Below are 21,872 nucleotides of genomic sequence, written 5' to 3'. Positions count from 1 at the left end.
GGCGCCGAACCCGGGCGCCCCTCTCCCACCACGGGAGGACCAGCCGTGTCCCCGCACCGCATCCGGCACCTGACCGACGTTCTGGCCGCCCGCGCCGCGGTCGCGTCCTGAACAAGGAGATCCCATGCCCGTGGCTCCCTTCGCCGTTCCCCTCCCGATGGGCCGGCTGACGCTGCACAACCGGTTCGTCTCCGCCCCCATGGAGCGCAACTACTGCGAGATCGACGGCACGATGACCGACCGCTACGTCGACTACCTGGCCCGTCGCGCGCAGGGCGGAGCGGCGCTCGTTTTCACGGAGGCGAGCTACGTGCGCGCCGACGGCAAGGGCCGCATCCGCCAGATGGGGGTTCACGTCGACGAGCGCGTCCCCGGCATCGCCCGCGCCGCCGCGGCCGTGCACGCCGCCGGAGCGCTGTTCGGTGTCGAGCTCAACCACGGCGGGCGCACCTCCCAAGGGGCGGTCAGCGGCTTCACCCCGGTCGCGCCCTCCCCGGTCCCGTGCGAGGTCGTGGGCGGCGAGAGGCCCGCACAGCTCGACGCCGAGGAGATCGAGCACCTCATCGCGTGCTACGGCGAGGCCGCGGCCCGCTGCCAGGCGGCCGGCGTCGACGTCATCAGCCTGCACGGCGGCCACGGCTACCTGATCCACCAATTCCTCTCGCCGGCCTACAACCGGCGCGACGACGAGTGGGGCGACCCGACACTCTTCGTGAACCGGGTCATCGAGAGCGTCCGCAGCTCCGCTCCGGGCATCGTGCTGGGACTGCGGTTCTCGGCGTTCGAGGGCGTGGAGGGCGGCCTCACGCCCGAGCTGACCCGCCGGCGGATGGCCGCGGTCGACACCGACCGGCTCGACTTCCTCGACGTCTCGGCCGGGAACTACGAGGCCGGCCAGTGGATCATCCAGCCGGGGGAATGGGAGCGCGGGCTGTTGCGCGAGCACGCCGCGCCCTACGTCCGGGGGTACGCCATCCCGGTCGGCGTGGCCGGCCGGATCAGCACGCCGGAGACGGCGGCGGAGATCATCGCCGCCGGCCAGGCCGACTTCGTGAGCCTGGCCCGGACGCTGCACGCCGATCCGGACTTCTGCAACCGGGCGCTGGACGGCGGCCGCTACCGGCCCTGCATCGCCTGCAACCACTGCATCGACAGCCTCGCGGCCGGGCCGGTGCCCTGCACCGTCAACCCGTGGGTCGGGCGGGAGGCCGACCAGCCCGGGAAGCCGGCCGCGCAGGTGGCCCGGGTCGCCGTGGTCGGCGCCGGGCCGGCCGGCATGGGGGTCGCGCGCGAGCTCGCGATCGCCGGGCACGCGGTCGACCTCTACGACGAACGGCCGGAGACCGGCGGCGACTTCGCGCTCGCCGCGCGGTTGCACGCGTACCCTGAGTACGCCCGCATCGTCGAGTGGTACCGCGCCGAGCTGGCCGACCTCGGGGTAGCCGTCCACACCCGGGTCCGCGTCGGGCCGGGGACCTTCGCGGGCCGGGTGCCCGATGCGGTCGTGCTCGCCACCGGGGGAGCAGGGTCCGCGCCGGACCTCCCGGGCGCCGGCACCCGCCCCACCCGCGACGTCCGCGACTTCCTGCTCGCCGGCGACCCGGCCCCCGAGGCGGTCACCGTCTACGGCGGCGATCGGGAGGCGGCTGCCGTCGCCGACGACCTGCTCCGGCGGGGGAGCCGGGTCGTGCTCGTCTGCCCGCAGCCGCAGCTCGCCCCGGACGTCGGCCGGCGAGCCGGGATCCTCCTCCTCCCGCGGCTCGCGGCGGCCGCGCGCCTGACCACCCACCTCGGCGCGACGGTCGTGCGCGTCGAGGCGGCGCGGCTGCTGCTCCGCAACGGGACGGGGGAGCACTGGGTGGACGCCCCCGGCGAGCTGCTGGTCTCACACGGCGTCTCGCCACGCTCGGCGCTGCTCGACCGGCTGCGCGCGCTGGCTCCGCGGCTGGGCGTCCACCCCGTCGGGGACGCGAGCGGCGACGGCGGCTCCGTGCACGCCGCGCTGACCGGTGCCGTCGCCGTCGCCGCCGAGATCACCCGCCGGGCCGAGCTGCCGGTGGGGGCTTCCCGATGACCCCGACCATGCGCGACCGGATGCCGCCGAGCCTGGGTACCGGACCCCTCGTCCGGTCCGCCGACCCCACCCGTCAGGCCGAGAACCTCGCCGCCCTCGACGTCGAGCTCGACGCCGCGGACGTCGCGAGGCTGGGCGTCCTCGACCAGGGCGTGTCGGCCGCCCGCGACGTCGATGCCGCGGAGCACTTCTGATGACGCTGCGAGTAGGCATCGTGGGCTGCGGTCGGATCGCCGGCAACCACGCGCGCGCCCTGCACCAGGTGGACGACGTCGAGGTCGTGGGCTGCTGCGACCCGGCGGCGGACCGGGTCGCGGCCTTCGCCGCCGAGCACGGCGTCCCGTACGCCACGCCCGGTCTCGACGGATTGGTCGAGCTGGGCCTCGACGCGGTCACCGTGTGCACGCCGCACCCGGTGCACGAGGCGGTCGTGGTGCGGGCCGCCGAGGCCGGCCTGCACGTGCTCTGCGAGAAGCCGATCGCGGTCGACCTGGCCGCGGCCGACCGGATGATCGCGGCCACCGACCGGGCCGGCGTGACCCTCGGGGTGCTCTTCCAGCGGCGGTTCTGGCCGGCGGCCCAGCGGATCCGGGCCGCGGTCGACGACGGCTGCCTCGGACGTCCGGTGCTGGGCGAGGTCTCGGTGCTGCTGCACCGCCCCGCGGAGTACTACGCGTCCGACGCCTGGCGCGGCCGCTGGGACACCGACGGTGGAGGGGTGCTCATGACCCAGGCCGTCCACCAGATCGACCTGCTGTGCTGGTTCCTCGGGCGGCCCACCCAGGTGAGCGGGTTCATCCGCACCCACGCCCACGGCGCCCACATCGAGACCGAGGACTCCGCCTCGGCGGTGGTCGCGTTCGAGTCCGGCGCGACGGCCACGATCACGGCCACCACGGCGGCCAACCACAACCTCGGCAACCGGGTCACGGTCGTCGGGGAGACCGGTGCGATCGCCAGCGTGCTGGAGTTCCCCGAGGGCCAGGAGGGCGTCAACGAGCTCTGGACCGTGCCGGGGGAGACCCACCTGTCCACGCCCTTCGACGCCGCACGCGAGGCCCGGCCGGACATCGGGTCGATCAACGCGCGGCTGGGGGACTTCCACACCCGGCAGGTGCAGGACTTCGCCCAGGCGGTCCTCCTGGGTCGCGAGCCCGCCGTCACCGGGCGCGACGCCCGCACGTCCCTGGCGGTGGTGACCGCCGTCTACGAGTCGTCGCGGACCGGCCGCGTCGTCCCGATCGCCCCGCCCGGGGAGGGAGCAGCCCGATGAGCGAGCAGTACGACGTCGTGGTCGTCGGATCCGGCGCCGGGGGACTGGCCACCGCCGTGGCGGCCGCCCATCGCGGCGCCCGGGTCCTCGTCGCGGAGAAGTCCGGCACCTGCGGCGGGGCCACCGCGTGGTCGGGCGGCTGGATGTGGGCGCCCCGGCACCGGTTCGCCCGCGCGGCGGGGGTCCACGAGGACATCGAGGCGCCGCTGACCTACCTGCGCCACCGGCTGGGGGACCGGTTCGACGAGGCCCGGGTGCGGACCTATCTGGACACCGCCCCGGAGATGGTCGACTTCTTCCACGAGCGGACGGCGCTGCAGTTCGTGCCCGGGCCGCAGGTCGCCGACATCCACGGCGGCACCCCCGGCGCCGCGACCGGCCACCGGCAGGTCGCCCCCCAGCCGGTCCGGCTGGGAGCGTTGGGGGACGGCGTGGCCCGGCTGCTGCGCCGGCAGATGTACGAGACGTCGTTCCTCGGCATGGGCATCATGGCCGGGCCCGACCTGCAGGCCTTCCTGCACGCGACCCGGTCGCCGACGGCTTTCCGGCACTGCGCCGTGCGGGTCGCCCGCCACCTGCGCGACCTGCTGCTCCACCGGCGGGGCCAGAGCCTGGTCAACGGCACCGCGCTCGTCGGCCGGCTGCTGCGCTCCGCGCTCGACGCGGGCGTCGAGATCCGGGTCGACACCGCGGCCGTCGCCCTGGAGACCGACGAGGCGGGCCGCGTCGTCGGCGTGGCCCTCCAGGGCCCCGAGGGCCGCGCGGTCGTCGCCGCCCGGCAGGGCGTGGTGCTGGCCACCGGCGGCTTCGGCCACGACGTCGCGCGCCGCCGCGAGGTCTTCCCGCGCACGCCGACGGGTCGCGAGCACCGGTCCCTGCCGCCGGAGGGCGCCGGCTCCGGCGACGGTCTGCGGCTGGCCGAGGCCGTCGGGGGGCGACTCGACCGGTCCCAGGCCTCCCCGGTGGCCTACTGCCCCGTCTCGGAGGTGCGCTACCCGGGGGGGCGCACCGGGGTGTTCCCGCACATCCTCGACCGCGGCAAGCCCGGGGTGATCGGCGTCCTCGCCAACGGCGCCCGGTTCGTCAACGAGGCCGACGGTTACCACGACTACGTCCTCGGGATGATCGAGTCGGTTCCGGAGGGGGAGGAGGTCTGCTCCTGGCTGGTCGCGGACGCCAGGTACATGAGGTACTACCCGCTCGGCATGGCGAAGCCCTTCCCGGTGCCGACCTGGCCCTACCTGCGGTCCGGGTACCTGCGCCGCGGCCGCACCCTCGCCGACCTGGCAGTGTCGTGCGGCATCGACCCGCAGGGGCTGGAGAGGACCGTCGCAGTCTTCAACGAGCACGCCCGCCGCGGGCACGATCCGGAGTTCGGGCGCGGCGGCACGCCTTTCAACCGCGGCTCCGGGGACGCCGACAACCCGTACCCGAACCCGAGCCTGGCGCCGCTGGAGAAGGGGCCGTTCTACGCGGTCAAGGTGCTGCCGGGCAGCTTCGGCACGTTCGCGGGCCTGGTCACCGATGCCGCCGCGCGCGTCCTGGCCGCGGACGACACCCCGATCCCCGGCCTGCACGCCGTCGGCGTCGACCAGTCCAGCGTCCTGGGCGGGCACTACCCGTCCGGTGGCATCAACCTCGGCCCCGCGATGACCTTCGGCTACCTCGTCGGCACCGCGCTCGGCCGGCAGTGTGCGGGGAGCTCGCGATGAGGGCGCCCCTGGGACTGGCGGCCCTCACCGTCCTGGACACCGCGCCGGTGGAGCACATCGCGCTGGCCGAGCGGCACGGCTTCGACACCGTCGGCTTCCGGCTCCTCCCGGCCGCCCCGGGCACGACGGCCTACCCGCTGCACGAGGACCCGGCCGCGCGGCGGGAGGTGCGGGCCCGGCTCGCCGACTCGCCGGTCGAGCTCTTCGACGTCGAGATCGTCCGGCTGGGGGAGACCTTCGACGTCGAGCAGCACGGCCGCTTCCTGGACGCCGCGGCCGAGCTGGGCGCCCGGGCGGTGCTGGTGGGAGGGGACGACCGCGACCGCGGCCGGCTCACCGCGTCGTACGCCGCCCTCGCCGCCGCGTGCGCGGAGCGCGGCCTGGTCGCGAGCCTGGAGTTCATGCCCTGGACGGCGGTGCCCGACGCCCGGACCGCGGTCTCGATCGTCTCCCAGGCCGACGGACCGGGCCGGTCCGTGCTCGTGGACGCCCTGCACGCCGGCCGTTCCACCACGACCCTCGACGACCTGCGCGCCATCCCGGGCGGGTGGATCCACTACGCGCAGCTGTGCGACGGCTCGGTGCCGGTGCCGCTCACCGACGAGGAGCTGGTCCGCCAGGCCCGCGAGGAGCGGTTGGTGCCGGGGGAGGGCGGCATCGACCTCCGCGGCATCTGGTCGACCCTCCCGGCCGGCACGCCGATCAGCATCGAGCTGCCCAACGAGCCGCTGCGCCGGGCCGTCGGCACGGACGCGTGGCTCGCGCGGCTCGTGGCCGGTGCCCGGCGCACCGTCGCCCCGCTGGTCCCCACTGCGGCGTCGTGACGAGACCATGTCGCTCCGCCGCCCGGCACAGTCCCGGAGACGAGGGGGTCGACGTCACGGCCGTGGCACGGGTCATCGCAGCTCCACCGGGTCCTCGGTCGCTGGCTCACCCGGTCGCCGCTCCAGCGCGACGGCCACCGCCGGAAGCACCAGCACGGTGACCACTCCGGCACCGACCAGCGCCGCGGCGTTCTCGCTCGACATCGTGCCGCTGCGCAGACCGATCTCGGTGAGCGCCACCAGCACGGGCAGCGCGGTCGCGCTCACCAGCGCGGTCTGCCCGCGCTCCCGCCAGGAGAGCACGCCGCGGTAGACCAGCAGCGCCGGTCCGCCGCGGACCGCCAGCATCAGGACGAAGAACAGCACCAGCCGCAGCGGCGCATCGGCGATCGCGTGCAGGTCCAGGGCCATCCCCGAGTACACGAAGAAGAGGGGGACGAAGAACCCGTAACCGACCGCGTCCAGCTTCGACTCGAGTGGCGGCGCGGCGCGGCCCACCCATCGCCGCAGCACGATGCCGGCGAGGAAGGCGCCGAGGACGGCGTCGAGGTGGAACCGGTCGGTGACGGCGACCAGCGTGAGGAGCAGGAGGATCGTGCCGCGTAGCGTGATCTGGGCCGTCTCGTGCTGGCCCACCGTGATCACGACGGCCAGCCGGCTGCCCTCACGCACCCCACGGCGCAGCACGCCGAGGAGGGCGGCCAGGACCGCGACGGCGCCGAGCGAGGCCACGGCGGTGACGCGGCCCTGGCTGCCGAGGAACACCGCGATCGTCAGCACCGGCAACAGCTCGCCGACCGCTCCCGCGGCGAGCAGGTACCTGCCCAGACGCCCGCGCAGCAGCCCCTCCTCCCGCAGGACCGGGAGCAGCGTCCCCAGCGCGGTGGTGGTCAGGCCCAGGGCGATCGGCAGGAGGGCCTCGATCAGCCCGACGGCGGCCATGACGCCCACCGCGGGCGTGGCCAGCCCCAGCGAGATCGCCCAGGCCACCAGCGCTCGGCGGCCGGCGTCCTCGCGGAACAACCGCAGGTCGATCTCGTAACCGGCGAGCAGGAAGACGAACCCCAGCCCGACATCGGCGAGCACGCGCACGTCCGCCGGTGACCCGACCCCCAGCACATCCGGGCCGATCACGATGCCGCCGGCCAGCAGCAGCACCACCTGGGGCACCGGCATCCGGGGGAGGAGGCCGACCAGGAGCGCCGCCAGCAGGGCGACGGCGGCCGCGGCGGCGAGCGTGTCGATCGACACGACGTCGTCCACCTGGTCCTCCCTCGAGGAGTCGGCGACCGCGGGGCCGGGCCCGCCGGATTCTCACGTGTGGCCTCGCTCGGGCGGAAGGGGCCGCGCGGCGATCGCGCAGCACCCCGGGTGAGTGCACGCGGGCCGTGCGGGCAAGCGGCCTGCCGGCCGCTCGGGACCACCAGCCACGCCGTCGACCACGTCGCTCGCATCTGCGGGTCCGGGGCCCGGAGACGATGACCGCGCGTTCCGTCGCCGGTCCAGCGACGCCCGCGCCGACGACCCGGGCCGCCCCGGTAGCCGCCCGTGCTAGAGCCGCCACTCCACGCCGGCCGTCGGTTCGTACCGGCACGTGGTACCCGTGATCACGGAGCGGTCCAGGTGGGTCCCCAGCTCGGGGATCACCGTGTCGATCCGGTGGATCGCCTCCCGCAGCCGGGAGGTCACCGTCTTCCGCGCTCGCTCGGCGGTGCCGGAACCCAGCGACCGCGCGCGCCCCGCCAGGCCGGTCGCCCTGCGCAGCTCGACGAGGAGCGCAGCCCGCTCGTGGTCGAGCCGCTGGAGCCGGCCGAGGTCGCCGTCGTCGCGCGCGGCGGCCAGATCGGAGTCGAGCTCCTCCAGGCGGTGGCGGTAGGCAGCGCGTGCGGCGCCGTCGAGCAGCGTCCCGGTGTCCCGTTCGACGTGCCCGGCGCCCACCAGTTCGAGCACGTGGACGTCCCGTCCGGGACGGGTGAGCAACGTGTGCAGGTCGGCCAGCCCCTTGGCGTCGCGAAGGTGGGCCGACGCCGAGCCGAAGCGGACCCGCCACATCTCGCCGTCCCGGCACAGCTCTGCAACCGGTCGCGCTGCCACGGTCACCCGCTCGCCGTCGGCCACGGCCGACAGCCGGCCGACGACCCCGTGCAGGCCCAGCTCGCCGGCCAGCCGAGCGGCGGCCTCGGCGTGCTCGCCAGGAGCACCGAGCGCGGCGAGCCGGAGATGGCTCTCGGCCTCCCAGGCAGCAGCGCCGACCCGGCGGTGGACGGCCAGAGATCCCTCCAGCCACCGGCGGGCTTCCTCGGTCCGGCCCAGTGCGTCGGCGAGCATGCCGGCCCACAGCGCGTTGCTGCCCATGTAGCAGACCAGCGATCCGCCGATGCCGGCGGTGGCGGTGAACGGTCGCAGGTCGTCGAGCAGTTGCCCGCACAGTGCCGCATCACCCAGGCGGACGGCGGCGGTCGCCATCCCACCCATGAACAACGACCACAGGTAGGACCGGTCCTCCCGCCAGCTGTCCGTCGCGAGGACCGTGTCCAGGGCCCGCCGAGCGGCCTCGATGTCGTCGTGCTCGCCAGCCAGCGCCAGCAACCCGGCAGCGACGGCGTGCGCGTGCAGGGGAACCCCGACCCAGCAGCGGACCGCCTCCTCGGCCACGGCCCGGAGGAGCTTCGGCTCGCCGCGCGCCCATGCGAGCGCCAGACGCTGCCCGGTCCGCACGTTGACGGTGTCGGGCTCGGAGATCTGCTCCCCGAGTTCGCTCGAGCGGTCGATCAGGTCCTCCGCCTCGTCGAGGCGACCGTCGATGAGCGCGAGCGCCGCGCGTCGGGTCAGCGCCATGTAGTCGTGGCGTGGCTGGCCGAAGCCCTCGGCGAGCGCGAGGTACTGCGTCACGGTCGCCCGGTACGCCGGGGACCCGTCCTCGAGCTGAGCCGTGGTCAGCAGGAGCAGGCCCTCGGCCTCCCGTTCCCTGTTCGCCGTGCGCCGCGCCAGCGCGACGATCTCGGCGGCGACCTCGATCCGCTCGTGAGCGCGGCCCGGAGTCCACAGCACGTCGTGGCGGGCGAGGAGGCAGGCGGCGAGCGTGGCGTCGTCTTCGTGCCCCCGGGCCAACACCAGGGCTCGCTCCGACAGCGGCCGCGCCCGGGCCCGGTCCCGGGGGAGGGAGTGGGTGAGCTCTCGGGCCAGGCCGGCGGTGACCTGCGCCTCCATGAGGGTGCCGGTGCCGTCCAGCGCCGTCCGGGCGGTTTCGAGCGGGCCCGGTCCCGGGGGAGGGAGTGGGTGAGCTCTCGGGCCAGGCCGGCGGTGACCTGCGCCTCCATGAGGGTGCCGGTGCCGTCCAGCGCCGTCCGGGCGGTTTCGAGCAGCTCGGCGACGACGTCGTGCGGCATGGAGAACCGGCTGCCGAGCTGCTGCACCCCGAGGGCGACCCGCCCCGAACGCTGGGCGTCGCCGAGGTTCGTGGCCCGACGGGCGGCGTCGTCGAGCAGAGCGCGCGCTGCGGTGGGATCACCACCCCGGGCACGGGCATCGGCTTCCTCGACCAGCAGATCGATCAGCGCACCGCCGGCGTCGACCACCGCGGAGTCCTCGACCGCGCGGCGGGCCCGGGCGAGGTGCGCCGCAGCCTCGGCGAACGCGAGCCGGGTCCGCTCCGCGGCCGCGGCGGACCTGGCCCAGCGGATCGCCCGGTCGGCACCGTCGAGCGGCACCGCCGCGGCGCAGTGCAGGGCCAGGTCCGCGGGCTCGACGGCGCTGCCGCGTTCGTGACGGTGCTCGAGCGCGCGGGCGATGGCCTGGTGCAGCGCCAACCGTCGGTGGACGGGCAGGCGCAGGTAGAGCGCCTCGCGGACGAGGTCGTGCGCCAGCAGCGTCCGCCCGCCGTCCGGGCTCGTCACCAGGACGCCGGCACGAACCCCTTCCGCGATCAGCTCCACCGCACGGGGTGGACCGACGGCGCACACCTCGGCGAGCACGTCGGGCCTGAGCTCGTTGCCCGCCACGGCGGCGGCGTGCACGAGCTCACGGCAGGCGGGGGTGAGCCGCTCCACGCGACGGGCGGCGAGGTCGTGCGCCGCGGCTGGCGCCGAACTCGTGGCCCCGGCGGGGTCGGCCAGGAGTTCGGCGAGGTAGCGGGTCAGGAACGGATGGCCGTCGGTGCGTCGGTGCACCTCGACCGCCCACCGCGCGGCCGCGTCCTGGCCCACGGTGCCGGCCATCAGGGCGAACACCTCGTCGGACGACAGACCGTGCAGGTGCACCAGCTCGCCGCGGACGGCGACGTCGGCCAGTGCGCGCTCGGTGTCAGCGGTCAGCTCGTCGTGCCGGTAGGCACCCACGACCACCAGCGACACCGGCCGCGGGCAGCGTGTGACGTACTCGAGCAGCCGGAGCGACGACTCGTCGGCCCACTGCAGGTCGTCGAGGACGAGCATCAGCGGACGCCGCCGGGCCAGCCGTTCCACGAACCGCGCGACGCAGTCGAACAGCCGCAGCCGCGCGGCGTCGGTGTCCAGCAGACCGTCGACGTCGGTGACCGCGTCCTCCACGGCGAGTTCGGGGAGCATCCGGGCCAGCTCGGGGGCGACGGTCCGCGTCAGCTCGGTGGCCTCGGCGGCGTCCACGGTGCCGAGCACCCCGCGCAGCGCGGAGCTCCACGGCCAGAACGCCGGCGTCCGTCCCGCCTCGACGCCGGTGCCCCAGCCGACGGCCAGCCCGCTGCGCGCGGCTGCGACTCCCACCAGCGCGGTCTTGCCCATCCCGGCCTCGCCGCTGACGAGGACGAGCTGCGCCCACCCCGCCGCAGCGTCCTCGGCGGCCGCGAGCAGCCGCGACAGGGCGCGAGCCCGGCCGACGAACACCACCTCCGGATTCTGCCGGGAAGCGGGAGGGCCGGACAGGACCTGCCTCGCGGGGGCCAGCGCACGTGCTGCCCCGTTCCCAGCGATCGCTGGGCCGATCCCAGCGCCTACGTCACGCAGACCGCACACGCACGCAGGGAGCGCCGGACAGACAGGAGAGACACCATGGCCCGAGCACCCACGTCCGTCCGCCGGGGCAGCGTCGTCGCTGCACTCGCCGTGCTGCTCAGCACCGTTTCGGTGACGGCGGCCCAGCCCGCGTCGTCCCGGGCCGGCAGCGCAGCCGGCATCGTCACGTCCTGGAACGCCATCGCCTTCCGCACCATCAGCGCCGAGGGGAAGAAGCCGCCACCGGTCGCGCAGCTCTACCTGGCCCTGGTGTCCACGGCTGTCTACAACGCGGTCGTGACGGTCGAGGGAGGGGGGAGGCCGACGCTCCGCCAGCCGGCTGCGCACGGCCCCGCGTCGTCCGACGTCGCCGCGGCGACCGCCGCGCACGACGTCCTGGTGCGGTACTTCCCCGCGTCCGAGGCGGCGCTCGACGCCGATTACGACGCCTGGCTGGCCGGCATCCCCGACGATGACGGGCGGGTCCGGGGGCAGCGCGTCGGGCACGACGCGGCGGAGGCCCTCCTCGTGTCGCGTGTCGATGACGGCCGGGACGCACCGGTCACGCCGCCGCGGCCTCTCGATCCGCCGCCGGGCATGTGGGCGCCGACGGCCAGCGGCGAGTTCCTGGCCCCGTGGCTGGCGTTCACCCGACCGGTGCTCATCCGGTCGCCCAGGCAGTTCGACCGGAACGGCCCGGATTCCCTGAGGAGCGACCAGTACGCCGCGGACGTCGAGGAGGTCCGGACGATGGGCGCGGCGACGGGCTCCCGCCGGTCGCCCGAGCAGACGGATCTGGCGCTGTTCTTCAGCGACAACCCGGTGCGTCAGTATCAGGACGCGATGCGCGACCTCGCCCTGCGGCGGGACCTCGACATCGTGGACGCGGCGCGCATGTTCGCGGCGGTCAACGGCGCCGGCGCCGACGCGCTGATCACCTGCTGGCGCGAGAAGTACGTCCACTACTACTGGCGTCCGGAGACGGCGATCCACCAGGCCGACGCCGACGGCAACCCTGCCACCGTCGTCGATGCCGCCTGGACGCCCTTCGGCCCGACTCCTCCGTATCCGGAGTACCCGAGTGGTCATGCCTGCCTCACCGGGAGCACTGCTCACGTGCTGGAGGAGCTGTTCGGACGAGTGGAGGTGACTCTGGAGTCCACTGCGCCCGGGGTGGTCGTCACGACCCGCACGTACTCCTCGGAGCGGGCGTGGCTGGACGACGTCACGGACGCCCGCATCTGGCTCGGGTTCCATTTCCGGGATGCGATGGACGACGGGCTGCGCATCGGCCGCCAGGTGGCCGATGCGGTCCACGACCGGTTCGGCCGGGCTGACTGAGGCTCTCCGCTGCGGTCGGCCCGACAACCCCACGGTTGGGCCCTCCACCGCAGGTGGGGGGCCCACCCGAGGGCCATGGAGCCGTCGGTGGGGTAGCGGTGGTCGGTGGCCCGCCCGTCGTCCTGGGCCTCGACCAGGACCGCGCCCGCCAGCCACAGCAGCTGGGGTCAGCCCGGCGGTTGGACGCACGCGGAACCGGCACACCGGCACGCGGACGTGCGCGTCGCGGACCGCGTGCCAACGGGTCGCAGCACCGCCACCCTGCGCCCGTCGTCCGTGCAGGGGCACCGGAGGTGTCACAGCGGGGTCTGCTCTCTTGTCTTGTCTGGTGTCAGCAGTCCTCGACCGAGGAGTGATCATGAGGGTGTTCGTCGCCGGGGCGACGGGAGCGATCGGACGGCAGCTGGTGCCGCGTCTGGTCGAGGCGGGTCACGAGGTCCACGCCATGACGCGCCGGGAGTCCAAGCAGACGATGCTCCGCGAGTGGGGTGCGGTGCCGGTGGTCGCGGACGCGCTCGAGCCCGAGCAGGTCGCGGAGGCCGTCGGGCGGGCGCGGCCGGACGTGATCGTGCACCAGCTGACCGCGATCGGAGCGTTGGACATGCGTCACTTCGACCGCGACTTCGCGCGGACCAACCGCCTGCGGACCGAGGGCACCGACCACCTGCTCTCCGCCGGGCAGGCGGTCGGGGTGCGGCGGTTCGTGGCGCAGGGGGTGGCGTCCTACGGCGCGTACGCGCGCACCGGTCCGCCGGTCAAGACCGAGGAGGACCCGCTGGAGACCGCGCCGGCGCGGGAGATGCGCGAGACGCTGGCCGCGATCCGTCATCTCGAGCGGGCGGTCCTCGGCGCCCGGTGGACGGAGGGGATCGTGTTGCGCTACGGCGCCTTCTACGGGCCGGGCACGGCGATGGCGCCGGGCGGGGAACAGCCCGAGCTGATCCGCAGACGCAGGTTCCCGCTGGTCGGCGACGGCGCCGGCGTGTGGTCGTTCGTCCACGTCGCCGACGCTGCGGAGGCGACGGTGGCGGCGGTGGAGCACGGCAGGCGGGGTGCCTACAACGTCGTCGACGACGACCCTGCCCCGGTCGCCGAGTGGTTGCCGGCCCTGGCGCAGGAGCTCGGCGCCAGGCAGCCGATGCACGTGCCGCGATTCGTCGGGCGGCTGTTCGCCGGGGAGGCCGGCGTGGTGATGATGACCGAGCTGCGCGGAGCCTCCAACGCCAAGGCCAAGCGCGAGCTGGGATGGCGCCCGGCGCATCCCAGCTGGCGGCACGGGCTCGCCGCGGCATGACCGACCGCGAGCGGCTGCTCGACGAGCTGCGGCCGGGCGCGTTCGCGCTCGCCTACCGGATGCTCGGCAGCGTGTCCGAGGCCGAGGACGTGGTGCAGGAGGCGCTGCTGCGGGTGCACCGAGCGCTCGAGGCGGGCGAGCGGATCGCCTCGCCGCGCGCGTTCGTGGCCACCGTGACCACCCGGCTGGCGATCAACGAGCTGCGCTCGGCGCGTGCCCGCCGCGAGCGCTACGTCGGCGAGTGGCTGCCGGAGCCGGTCATCACCGACGGCCGCGACGATCCGGCCCGGCACGCCGAGATCGCCGACTCCTTGTCGCTGGCGATGCTGGTGCTGCTGGAGAGCCTCTCGCCCGAGCAGCGCGCCGTGCTGCTGCTGCACGACGTGTTCGACTACGGGTATCCCGAGGTCGCGGGGATCCTCGGCACGAGCGAGGGCAACGTGCGTCAACTCGCCTCCCGCGCCCGACGCCACGTCCAGCAGCGCCGGCCCCGCTTCCGGGCGACGCGCGAGCAGCGCGACGAGCTGGCCGCCCGGTTCTTCGCGGCCGCCGAGCGCGGCGATCTCGCCGGGCTGGAGGCGCTGCTGGCGCACGACGTGGCGCTGACCGGCGACGGCGGCGGCAAGGTCCCGGCGATCGCGCGGGCGGTGCGCGGGCGCGCCCGTGTCGCGCGCACGGTCCTCAGCTGGGTCCGGCGGGTGCTGGCCCTCCCGGGCGTGTCGTTGCGTCCCGTCGAGCTCAACGGCGGTCCGGGAGCCCTCCTCCTCGATGCACAGCAGCGGCTGATCGGCGTGTGCGCGCTCGACATCGCCGGCGGCGAGATCACCGGCATCCGCGGGCTCGTCAACCCCGACAAGCTGAGGCACCTCGGGCCGGTCGGCGACCTCGCATCGCTCCTGAGGTCGGGGCGACCGGCTCCGGTCGTGCCACGGGTCGAGGCCACCGGGTCCCCGGAGGGCCGCCCGTAGCGGGAGAGCCGGCACGAGGACGTCGTCGCCGGCCCGGCTGGACCGTCGGCCCGTGTCGACGAGGCAGCGGTGTGGTCTGCGACGGCGTCCGAGTCCCCGGTGATGCCGCCGCCGGCGCCGAGGACGGCGGTACCGGTGATCCGGTCGGCGACGACGGTGCGGACAGCGCGATCACGGCACCCGCGGTCCGGCGAGCTCGGTCATCGCGTCGAGCAGCCACCGGTCCACGTCGTCGGTGAGCGAGGACCGGAGAGCAACCGGCACGTGCTCACGCCGGGCCCGGACAGGTCCTCGGCCCGGTCGACGGGCGGCCGCTCCACGGCGTCCGCGTGCTCGCGGGGCTGAGCAAGGGAGTGACGATGGTGAGGCACGACGCCGACCAGGGTGCGGTGCGCGCGCGCAGCCGGGCGAGGTGAACAGCGGCGTCCGCCGGGAACTGGCGTTCTCCGATCTCGAGATCACGCAGCGCCGCGCGCGCGTCGTCGAGACGGCCAGCCCTGGCGGGGCCGACCAGCACCTCTGCCAGAGTCAGCGGACTGGCCGCGAAGTCGTCGTCGATCTCCCGGGCGAGCAGGGACTCAACCGCTTCGTGCTGGCTGTCCTCGGCGTCCAGGTAGCCGATGAGCACGCTGGCGTCGAGCACGCGAATGCCCGACTGCTGTGTGCTCATGGCAGCCCATGAAGCCGGAGCCCGCGTCGCCACCTTCGACCGCCGCCTCGCGCGTGCAGCTCAGGAGCTGGGCCTGGTCGCCCTGCCTGCGTAGGCCAGCACCCCGGACCGCGGTCACGGCCCAACTCGGTGCCCGAGGGGGACTCGCCATCTCCGCACGCGCCTACCGCCCTCCGCGTACGCGGACCCGCTGTTCCTCACGAGTGACGGACCACGCGGAGCCGCCCGTCCGTTGCGCTACGGCGGGCGGGCGTGGCTGGCCGAGGTGCTCGAGCGGGCGAGTCATCGTCGATGGCCGGGAGCCGAGCCGCTGATGCCTCGGTGGGCGGGGGAGAGGGACTGGGCGCCGATCACGGCGAGCACCTGGAGCTTGTCGTAGCTCTCGGTGCCGGGTGCGGCGGTCCAGACCATCAACCGGTGGGCCTGGTGCGGGTCGAGGAGTGTCTGGCAGTTCAGCTCGAGCAGACCGACCTCGGGGTGCTGGTAGCGCTTGACCTCGTGAGGGTGCACGCCGACCTCGTGCGCCTCCCACAGGAGGCGGAACTCCTCGCTCCGCTCCAGAAGGAGGTCGGCCAGGTGCGCCGCCCGCGACCCGGGGCCCCGCATCGCGAGCACGCCGCGCAACCCCGCGGCGTACATCCGCGAGAGAAGCGCGTGGTCCTCGGGGAGGTGCAGCTCGCGGGACGACGGGTCGGTGAACCAGCGGTACCCACTGCTGCGGGCCGGCCCGGTGAACCGACTCGCGTCGCCGGTGAGGGCGATCGCGGGCGGCGTCTGCCGCAGGGTCTCGCCGAGCTCGGTGACGATCTCGGCGGGGGTGTCGCCGAGGCGGTCGAAGATCCGCAGCAGGCCGGGGCTGACGTGCTCGGTGCTCGCTCCGCGCGGCGGCGGCTGGTGCCCGGCCAGGCGGAGCAGGTGGTCGCGCTCGTCGAGGGACAGGTGCAGTCCCTGCGCGATCGAGGCGATCATCTGCTCCGACGGCTGCGGACCGCGCTCCCGTTCCAGACGCGCGTAGTAGTCGGTCGACATGTGGCAGAGGGCGGCGACCTCCTCGCGCCGCAGCCCGCCGGTCCGGCGGCGCGGCCCGCGGATCAGGCCGACGTCCTCGGGCTGCAGCGACTCCCGGCGGTGTCGGAGGAACTCCGCCAACCCCGTTCGATCGATCCTCACGTGACCCCTTCCGGGCGTCCTGAGCGCCGGCCCGTCAGGGCCCCCGGGTCGTTTCTACCGGCGCTCCCGCGCTGCATCCACGGACCGTCGATCCCCCTCTCGCCGGGCCCGGAGGGGCGGATCGACAGGCCCTGCCTCGCGCCACAAGCGGCGGGGGACGGTGGTGCCACGGCGCGAGCAGCGCAACCTCGAGGAAAGGAGCACGAGCGATGGTCCGCACGACGATCGACATCCACGTCCCCGACCTGTCGGGGAAGCGAGCGGTGCTCACCGGAGGAACCGACGGCATCGGCCGAGTCCTCGCCCGCCGCCTGGCGGCGGCCGGGGCCGACCTGGTCCTCCCGGTCCGCAACCGCGGCAAGGCCGAGGCGGTGGCCGCCGAGATCAGGGCGCGCGTCCCCGGGGCGGGCGTCACCCTCCACCCGCTCGACCTGTCCTCCCTCGGGTCGGTCGCCGACTTCGCCGGCGTCCTGCTCGCCGAGGACCGGCCGATCGAGATGCTGGTCAACAATGCCGGTGTCATGACACCGCCGGAGCGGCGGACGACGGCCGACGGGCACGAGCTGCAGCTCGGGACTAACCACCTCGGCCACTTCGCGCTCGTGGCACACCTGATGCCGCTGCTGCTCGCCGGCCGGGCGCGCGTGACGTCGCAGGTGAGCGTGGCCGCGAACCGGAACGCGATCAACTGGGACGACCTGGAGTGGGAGCGCTCGTACGACGCGTTCCGCGCCTACAGCCAGTCGAAGATCGCCGTCGGCCTCTTCGCCCTCGAGCTCGACCGGCGCAGCAGGGCCCGCGGCTGGGACATCACGAGCAACATCGCGCACCCCGGCGTGGCCCCGACGAGCCTGCTGGCAGCCCGGCCCGAGATCGGCCGGCCCGAGGAGTCGCGCGGGATCCGCCTCATCAGGCGGTTGTCGGCGATGGGCGTCGCGGGGACGCCGGAGACCGCAAGCCTCCCCGCCCTGCTCGCCGCAACGTCGCCGGACGCCGGCGGTGGCCGGTTCTACGGTCCCCGCCGGTTCTGGCACATGAGCGGGCCACCGGCCGAGCAGAGCCTCTACCGGCGGTTGCGGAGCCTCGAGGACGCACGACGCATCTGGCGGCTGTCGGAGCAGCTGACCGGGGTGTCTTTCCCCGAGGGCCGTGAGGTCGACCGGACCGAGGGACAGGCCCTCGGCCTGGTCCGGGAAGGCCGTTGACGCCTGACCGGCGCTCCGGGGTCCGTCCAGGGCCACCGATCACGGCCGGACAACAGAGGTCGCGGCCATCGGGGAACCGATGTGCCGCGACCTCGCAAGAGCGCCCGAGGGGCGACTCGATACCTGCGCACACGGCGCACGCCTGCGAGCTGATCTTCGGGCGTCTCCAGACGGGGATCAGCCATGGAGGTCGGCGCGGTGAGAGATCCGGACGACGCGGACGACCACCTCGTCGTCACGGACCGAGTAGATGACGCGGTACGGACCGCTGAGCCGACCAGTAGCCCTCGCGGTGGAACCGCAGACCACCGAGCCGACCACCGCCCAGCAGGGCATTCTCCGCGCCTACGGGCTCACCCCACCGCCCCGGATCGCTGCCCTACACCCGGCCTGACCAGTGCGAGCGTCACCACCGGGGCCAAGCTGGTCTGGCTGTGGACCTCGGTGGTCGGCGTCGACGCCGCCGCGGTCACCGTCTGCTGGCAGGCCCATCTGCGCCGCTTCGACCTAGAACACACCATCCGCTTCACCCAGCAGGTCTGGGGCTGGACCCGCCCGAGGCTGCGCTTGCCGGCCGCGGCCGACCGCTGGACCTAGCTGGTCATGGCTGGTCCTGGCCGCGCACACCCAGCTGCGGCTGGCCCGCCCGCTCGCGACCGATCTGCGCCTGCCCTGGGAGAAGCCGCTGCCGACCGAGCGGCTGACCCCGGCGCGGGTCCGCCGCGGGTTTCGCTGCCTACGCGCGAAGACCCCCTCGCCGGCCAGCGCGCCGAAACCCGCCCACCCCGGCCCCGGACGCCCACCCGGAGTCAAGAACCGGCACCGCGCTCCCCGTCACGCCGTCGGCAAGGCCGGCACCCGAGCCGCACCCACCAGCGGTGAGCCGGTCAAGGGTTGAACGACAAGCTGAGGTAGCGCTCTCGAGCTCGAAGAGGATGGGCTCCCTGACGGTGGGCCCGTCCTCGACCTTCGGCTGGCTGGTCCGCCACACCTCCGTGACCGTCGCGTCGACCGCCCGCTCCAACTCCACTTCGTGCGTGTCGCTGCTCGGGAGCCGGACGGGCTGCATGCTTCGTCCCATCGTGTCCTCCACTGTTGGCCGGGGTGACGCAGGGGAGAGGCTCCCGAATGCCGGGTGGTAGCGGCGCCGGCCGCTCGTTCCCACGAACTTGCGTGCGCGAGTTCACGCCAGGGCTTCCTGACGCGTCGTCACCGACAACTGCGGCCTGTCCTGCGCGGCGTCCTTGCTGGGCACCGCGTTCAGAAGCCCCTGGGCCTGCCGGTCGATGAGACCCGTCAGGAGCTGCTGCGCGTACCCGAACACCAGCGCGTAGGCGAGGATCTGCTCCTGGGAGTCCAGAGCGCTCAGGCCGGGGATGAACTCCCCGCGGATCGCGATCAGCGCGCCCAGCGCCATCAATGCCCCTGCGGGCACTTTCAGCAGCGCGAGGGCGATCGGGACGTCGTACGGCGTCGCAGTCCCTTTGAGGTTCCGGATCGACACGGCGGCCGACAGGGCTCCGCCGAGCAGGCCGAGCAGGCCTACCACGACCACGTCCAGCGGAGCGGGCAGCTGACCGTCGTCGTCCCCGGTGGGGCACGCCACTGCGATGCCGTCGGCGCCGGGTGCCAAGCCCGGTTCGAAGCAGAACGGGACAGCCCCGGGGTTGACGATGACGACCGCGGAGAACGCGAGAACGAGGACGGCGATGCACCACGACGCGGTGAGGAGGACGTTGCGGAAGTTCCGGAGCCGTGCGTGGGATCCGTCGACGGCCTCGTGCCCGACCTGGATGAGCTTGCTGAGCAGCGCCCGCTTCTGCGCTCCCGGAGGCATGCTCAGCAGACGGCGGGCCTCGGCGCGGACGGGGTCGTCGCGGTTGAGAGCCACGTCGATGCGTGCCACCGTGGGCAACTCTTCGGCCGCCACCTCATGTGGGTCGTACAGACGCGCGAGTTCCGCTTCGGCCTGATGGGACTTGCGGAAGGCCGCCTCGATGCTGGTTCCTCGCCACCAACTCCGCAGCGTCCGGTACTCAGGGTCCTCTCCACGCGCAGCATCGAGCGCCGCGCCAACAAGTATCTTGACGCCATCGAGGATCGCAGTCCTCTCAGCCTCGGACACCTCAGCTGGGAGTGGCCGTGCCCGGATCACTTCCATCCTCGTGCAGAGTGCGGCTGCCGTCGTCTCGATCTCCTGCGACCAGCTGCGGCCACCGTGACGCCGGAACCGGCTCTCCTGGCCGGGTCGTGGACTCATGACGCCCTCCCGTGATCGTGTTGGACTCCTCCATCCCTGACCAACGGATCTCGTCGGTGTCCGCCAACCGCGACCGCCGGCGCGCGGCCTCCAGTTCGGTCGGGATGTCCTCTGTCCCGAGGGCGGCAGGGGAGTGGAAGCCCGTGCGTGCCTCCATCTCGGGGTTCGAAAGGAGGCATGGCGGCCCTTTCTCGGCAAGTTGCCGCTCGTGGGTTGAGCGCCGGCCCGGCCCGTCGCCTTGCCAGACGCTGGACGCCGTGCCGACCTGCACGAAGAAGACGCACCCGGTCGCCGGCTGATACGGCGTGACACGGATCGGATTGCTGGCTCTTCTTCACCTGAGGTGGGAGCTGGTCAGGCCGCCGGCGATGAGCAGCATGCGTAGCCGGTAGTTGTCGCGGTTGCGGAAGCCGCGGGCGATGCGGCGGTGGAGCTCGATGAGGCCGTTGACGGCTTCGGTGCCGCCGTTGCTGGCGCGGCCGGTGTCGAAGTAGGCCAGGAACGCCTCGCGCCGCTGCTGCAGCGTCCGCCCCAGGTGGGCGATCTCGTGGACCGGGCAGGTCGGGAAGGAGTCGATGACCTTCTCGGCGATCGTGCGGCCCTCGGCGGTGCGCTCGTGCCGGTAGGCCGACCGCAGCTGCTGGGGCACGACCAGGCCAGCCAGACGGCCAGGTGTCGTTCGTCGGCGGCGGCCAGCAGCGCTACACCTTCGGCTCCACCGAGCTGATCAACGGCATCGACGTCATCCCGGTCGCCATCGGGCTGTTCGGTGTCGGCCATCGACGCTCTGGAGCGGCCGCATCCGGGGATCCGTCAGCCGTCCGGGAGCTGATCGTCGTCGGATTGTTGCCGATCCAGGTGGCGTCGCTTCCGCAGACCTGCCTGACGTGCTGGATCGCATGATCGAGATCCGATTCACCAGCCAGTTCACGCTCGAGGAGGCCCTCTTCGACCGGATCGACCGGTTCGTCGACCTCATGACGAGGATCGACCAGCAGCTTCCGGCCGACAGCGACCTCCGTGGCGAGCCGACCTACCAGGCTCTGCTCGCCCAGCGACAGATCCATCACTTCAGCCTGATGACGTCGGCCCTTCCGGAGGACCTGTCCTCCCCGACGGGCTTCTCCGACGCCACCATCCGGGCGCGCATCGAGGCCGGGTACGAGGACGCCGTCCACGAGGGAATCAGTCGTCCGGGCGATCCCGCTCTCCGCCCCGGGGATCACACGCCTGGAACTTCCGCGGAGCGACGGCTGAGGTCGTCCGGTGCGACTCCTCTCGGGCGTGCGCTCTGTCCGGGTGTGCCGGTGTATCAGGGCCGGGCGGGGGCTCTCTGGCGGGCGTGAATCCTACGTCGGTCTATCGGATCGAGCTCCTCGACGGCTTCACCCTGCGGTCGACGTGCCCTTCGCCGCAGCCGGTGGGCGATCTCCCGCGGGGGGTGCAGCGGCTGGTGGCCTTCTTGTGCCTGTTCGATCGACCTACCCGGACGGCGGTCGCGGGCCAGCTGTGGCCCGAGGCCCCCGAGGGGCAAGCCCACGCCAGCCTGCGATCGGCGCTGTGGCGGCTCCGCAAGGCCGCACCGGGACTCGTCGACGGGCCCGGTGACGCGCTCGCCCTCGCTGCCGACGTCCGTGTCGACGTCCGGGAGCTGCACGGCTGGGCCGAGCGGGCGCTGGACCCCCAGGCCCGGGTCGACCGCGTGTCCCTCCCGCCTCCGGCACTGCGGGGCGATCTCCTGCCCGGCTGGTACGACGACTGGGTGCTGCTCGAGCGTGAGCGCGTGCGGCAGCACCGCATGCACGCACTCGAGGCCGTAGCTGCCCGGCTCGCCGCCGCTGACCACCACGGTATGGCAGTGCAGGCCGCGCACCTGGCCGTGCAGGCCGAGCCGCTGCGGGAAAGTGCTCATCGGACCCTCGTGCGGGTCCACCTCGCCGAGGGGAACGTCGTCGAGGCGGTGCGGGCCTTCCAGCTGTTCCGGCAGATGCTCCACGACGAGCTAGGGGTCGCCCCGACCGAGCAGATGACCCGCCTGGTCCGGGGCCTCGGAGCAGGGCGTCGTGCGGCGTCCTGAGTACGGGCCCGCGCCGGGGGAGCACGAACCGCCGGTG

Annotated in this window: 21 protein-coding genes; 13 read left to right on the top strand and 8 right to left on the bottom strand. The window is 74.0% G+C overall.

Features of this window, described 5'->3' with window-relative positions; translation table 11 throughout:
- The first annotated feature begins 124 nt into the window (after positions 1 to 124).
- From OF117_RS07515 to OF117_RS07495, 5 genes are read left to right on the top strand one after another with little or no spacing between them, the layout of a single operon-like run.
- Positions 125 to 2,074: an FAD-dependent oxidoreductase gene (locus OF117_RS07515; protein WP_263552196.1), complete on the top strand. Its 1,950-nt coding sequence runs from the start codon at positions 125 to 127 to the stop codon at positions 2,072 to 2,074.
- A complete protein-coding gene (locus tag OF117_RS07510; RefSeq protein ID WP_263552195.1) occupies positions 2,071 to 2,268 on the top strand; it encodes a hypothetical protein in 198 nt (65 codons plus the stop codon). The genes OF117_RS07515 and OF117_RS07510 overlap by 4 nt, the downstream gene beginning before the upstream one ends.
- Positions 2,268 to 3,347, top strand: a complete 1,080-nt coding sequence (locus OF117_RS07505; protein ID WP_263552194.1) for a Gfo/Idh/MocA family protein — start codon at positions 2,268 to 2,270, stop codon at positions 3,345 to 3,347. The genes OF117_RS07510 and OF117_RS07505 overlap by 1 nt, the downstream gene beginning before the upstream one ends.
- Complete coding sequence (locus tag OF117_RS07500; RefSeq protein ID WP_263552193.1) at positions 3,344 to 5,059, top strand: FAD-dependent oxidoreductase; 1,716 nt, start codon at positions 3,344 to 3,346, stop codon at positions 5,057 to 5,059. Before OF117_RS07505 ends, OF117_RS07500 begins: the two co-directional genes overlap by 4 nt.
- Entirely contained in the window at positions 5,056 to 5,883 is an 828-nt protein-coding gene (locus OF117_RS07495; protein ID WP_263552192.1) for a sugar phosphate isomerase/epimerase family protein, read from the top strand. Before OF117_RS07500 ends, OF117_RS07495 begins: the two co-directional genes overlap by 4 nt.
- 72 nt (positions 5,884 to 5,955) lie before the next feature.
- Here OF117_RS07495 and OF117_RS07490 read toward each other — a convergent pair whose 3' ends face one another.
- From OF117_RS07490 to OF117_RS07480, 3 genes are all read right to left on the bottom strand, one after another.
- The gene (locus OF117_RS07490) at positions 5,956 to 7,146 is read right to left on the bottom strand and encodes a cation:proton antiporter (RefSeq protein ID WP_263552191.1); all 1,191 of its coding nucleotides are present in this window, start codon (positions 7,144 to 7,146) and stop codon (positions 5,956 to 5,958) included.
- A 288-nt stretch (positions 7,147 to 7,434) separates the two neighbouring features.
- The gene (locus OF117_RS07485; RefSeq protein ID WP_263552190.1) at positions 7,435 to 8,934 is read right to left on the bottom strand and encodes a hypothetical protein; all 1,500 of its coding nucleotides are present in this window, start codon (positions 8,932 to 8,934) and stop codon (positions 7,435 to 7,437) included.
- Positions 8,820 to 10,745, bottom strand: a complete 1,926-nt coding sequence (locus OF117_RS07480) for an AAA family ATPase (protein WP_263552189.1) — start codon at positions 10,743 to 10,745, stop codon at positions 8,820 to 8,822. The genes OF117_RS07485 and OF117_RS07480 overlap by 115 nt, the downstream gene beginning before the upstream one ends.
- A gap of 162 nt (positions 10,746 to 10,907) precedes the next feature.
- Here OF117_RS07480 and OF117_RS07475 point away from each other — a divergent pair, with 162 nt between their 5' ends.
- The 3 genes from OF117_RS07475 (at position 10,908) to sigJ (ending at position 14,453) form a co-directional block, all read left to right on the top strand.
- Positions 10,908 to 12,191 carry a vanadium-dependent haloperoxidase gene (locus OF117_RS07475; RefSeq protein WP_263552188.1) on the top strand — a complete coding sequence of 428 codons (1,284 nt, stop codon included), beginning with the start codon at positions 10,908 to 10,910 and terminating at the stop codon, positions 12,189 to 12,191.
- 358 nt (positions 12,192 to 12,549) lie between these two features.
- Positions 12,550 to 13,485, top strand: a complete 936-nt coding sequence (locus tag OF117_RS07470) for an NAD-dependent epimerase/dehydratase family protein (RefSeq protein ID WP_263552187.1) — start codon at positions 12,550 to 12,552, stop codon at positions 13,483 to 13,485.
- On the top strand, positions 13,482 to 14,453 hold the full coding sequence (gene sigJ, locus OF117_RS07465) for an RNA polymerase sigma factor SigJ (protein ID WP_263552186.1): 972 nt from the start codon (positions 13,482 to 13,484) through the stop codon (positions 14,451 to 14,453). The genes OF117_RS07470 and sigJ overlap by 4 nt, the downstream gene beginning before the upstream one ends.
- A gap of 268 nt (positions 14,454 to 14,721) precedes the next feature.
- Here sigJ and OF117_RS07460 read toward each other — a convergent pair whose 3' ends face one another.
- Together OF117_RS07460 and OF117_RS07455 are read right to left on the bottom strand one after the other, a co-directional pair.
- Positions 14,722 to 15,123 (bottom strand): type II toxin-antitoxin system VapC family toxin, encoded by a 402-nt coding sequence (locus tag OF117_RS07460; RefSeq protein ID WP_263552185.1) that lies wholly within the window; start codon positions 15,121 to 15,123, stop codon positions 14,722 to 14,724.
- 282 nt (positions 15,124 to 15,405) lie between these two features.
- A complete protein-coding gene (locus OF117_RS07455) occupies positions 15,406 to 16,293 on the bottom strand; it encodes a helix-turn-helix transcriptional regulator (RefSeq protein WP_263552184.1) in 888 nt (295 codons plus the stop codon).
- Between the two features lie 209 nt (positions 16,294 to 16,502).
- On the opposite strand from OF117_RS07455, the gene OF117_RS07450 reads away from it, so the two are divergent.
- On the top strand, positions 16,503 to 17,498 hold the full coding sequence (locus OF117_RS07450; RefSeq protein WP_263552183.1) for an SDR family oxidoreductase: 996 nt from the start codon (positions 16,503 to 16,505) through the stop codon (positions 17,496 to 17,498).
- 177 nt (positions 17,499 to 17,675) lie between these two features.
- On the opposite strand, the gene OF117_RS07445 is transcribed toward OF117_RS07450, so the two are convergent.
- Positions 17,676 to 17,834, bottom strand: coding sequence for a type II toxin-antitoxin system RelE/ParE family toxin (locus OF117_RS07445; RefSeq protein ID WP_263552182.1), 159 nt, complete (start codon positions 17,832 to 17,834; stop codon positions 17,676 to 17,678).
- 108 nt (positions 17,835 to 17,942) lie between these two features.
- On the opposite strand from OF117_RS07445, the gene OF117_RS07440 reads away from it, so the two are divergent.
- Positions 17,943 to 18,095: a hypothetical protein gene (locus OF117_RS07440; RefSeq protein WP_263552181.1), complete on the top strand. Its 153-nt coding sequence runs from the start codon at positions 17,943 to 17,945 to the stop codon at positions 18,093 to 18,095.
- Positions 18,096 to 18,681: 586 nt separating this feature from the next.
- On the opposite strand, the gene OF117_RS07435 is transcribed toward OF117_RS07440, so the two are convergent.
- A complete protein-coding gene (locus tag OF117_RS07435; RefSeq protein WP_263552180.1) occupies positions 18,682 to 19,623 on the bottom strand; it encodes a hypothetical protein in 942 nt (313 codons plus the stop codon).
- 469 nt (positions 19,624 to 20,092) lie between these two features.
- The gene (locus tag OF117_RS07430; RefSeq protein WP_263552179.1) at positions 20,093 to 20,407 is read right to left on the bottom strand and encodes a transposase; all 315 of its coding nucleotides are present in this window, start codon (positions 20,405 to 20,407) and stop codon (positions 20,093 to 20,095) included.
- 23 nt (positions 20,408 to 20,430) lie between these two features.
- Here OF117_RS07430 and OF117_RS07425 point away from each other — a divergent pair, with 23 nt between their 5' ends.
- The 3 genes from OF117_RS07425 to OF117_RS07415 all read left to right on the top strand — a co-directional run bounded on the left by OF117_RS07425 (position 20,431) and on the right by OF117_RS07415 (position 21,835).
- Positions 20,431 to 20,661, top strand: coding sequence for a tripartite tricarboxylate transporter permease (locus tag OF117_RS07425; protein ID WP_263552178.1), 231 nt, complete (start codon positions 20,431 to 20,433; stop codon positions 20,659 to 20,661).
- Entirely contained in the window at positions 20,658 to 21,104 is a 447-nt protein-coding gene (locus OF117_RS07420; RefSeq protein ID WP_263552177.1) for a hypothetical protein, read from the top strand. Before OF117_RS07425 ends, OF117_RS07420 begins: the two co-directional genes overlap by 4 nt.
- A gap of 74 nt (positions 21,105 to 21,178) precedes the next feature.
- Positions 21,179 to 21,835: a bacterial transcriptional activator domain-containing protein gene (locus OF117_RS07415; protein ID WP_263552176.1), complete on the top strand. Its 657-nt coding sequence runs from the start codon at positions 21,179 to 21,181 to the stop codon at positions 21,833 to 21,835.
- Positions 21,836 to 21,872: the final 37 nt, after the last annotated feature.

This window comes from Geodermatophilus sp. YIM 151500, from assembly GCF_025716945.1.
Lineage (GTDB): Bacteria > Actinomycetota > Actinomycetes > Mycobacteriales > Geodermatophilaceae > YIM-151500.
The sequence above is the reverse complement of the archived record's forward strand: the minus strand, read 5'-3'. Positions and strand labels throughout refer to the sequence as shown.

Excerpts from the sequence above, each read along its gene's own strand:
- OF117_RS07515 (WP_263552196.1), top strand. The coding sequence starts at position 125 with ATGCCCGTGGCTCCCTTCGCCGTTCCCCTCCCGATGGGCCGGCTGACG.
- OF117_RS07505 (WP_263552194.1), top strand. The coding sequence starts at position 2,268 with ATGACGCTGCGAGTAGGCATCGTGGGCTGCGGTCGGATCGCCGGCAAC.
- OF117_RS07500 (WP_263552193.1), top strand. The coding sequence starts at position 3,344 with ATGAGCGAGCAGTACGACGTCGTGGTCGTCGGATCCGGCGCCGGGGGA.
- OF117_RS07460 (WP_263552185.1), bottom strand. The coding sequence starts at position 15,123 with ATGAGCACACAGCAGTCGGGCATTCGCGTGCTCGACGCCAGCGTGCTC.
- sigJ (WP_263552186.1), top strand. The coding sequence starts at position 13,482 with ATGACCGACCGCGAGCGGCTGCTCGACGAGCTGCGGCCGGGCGCGTTC.
- OF117_RS07420 (WP_263552177.1), top strand. The coding sequence starts at position 20,658 with ATGATCGAGATCCGATTCACCAGCCAGTTCACGCTCGAGGAGGCCCTC.
- OF117_RS07510 (WP_263552195.1), top strand. The coding sequence starts at position 2,071 with ATGACCCCGACCATGCGCGACCGGATGCCGCCGAGCCTGGGTACCGGA.
- OF117_RS07445 (WP_263552182.1), bottom strand. The coding sequence starts at position 17,834 with ATGCCCTGCTGGGCGGTGGTCGGCTCGGTGGTCTGCGGTTCCACCGCG.
- OF117_RS07470 (WP_263552187.1), top strand. The coding sequence starts at position 12,550 with ATGAGGGTGTTCGTCGCCGGGGCGACGGGAGCGATCGGACGGCAGCTG.
- OF117_RS07495 (WP_263552192.1), top strand. The coding sequence starts at position 5,056 with ATGAGGGCGCCCCTGGGACTGGCGGCCCTCACCGTCCTGGACACCGCG.
- OF117_RS07475 (WP_263552188.1), top strand. The coding sequence starts at position 10,908 with ATGGCCCGAGCACCCACGTCCGTCCGCCGGGGCAGCGTCGTCGCTGCA.
- OF117_RS07450 (WP_263552183.1), top strand. The coding sequence starts at position 16,503 with ATGGTCCGCACGACGATCGACATCCACGTCCCCGACCTGTCGGGGAAG.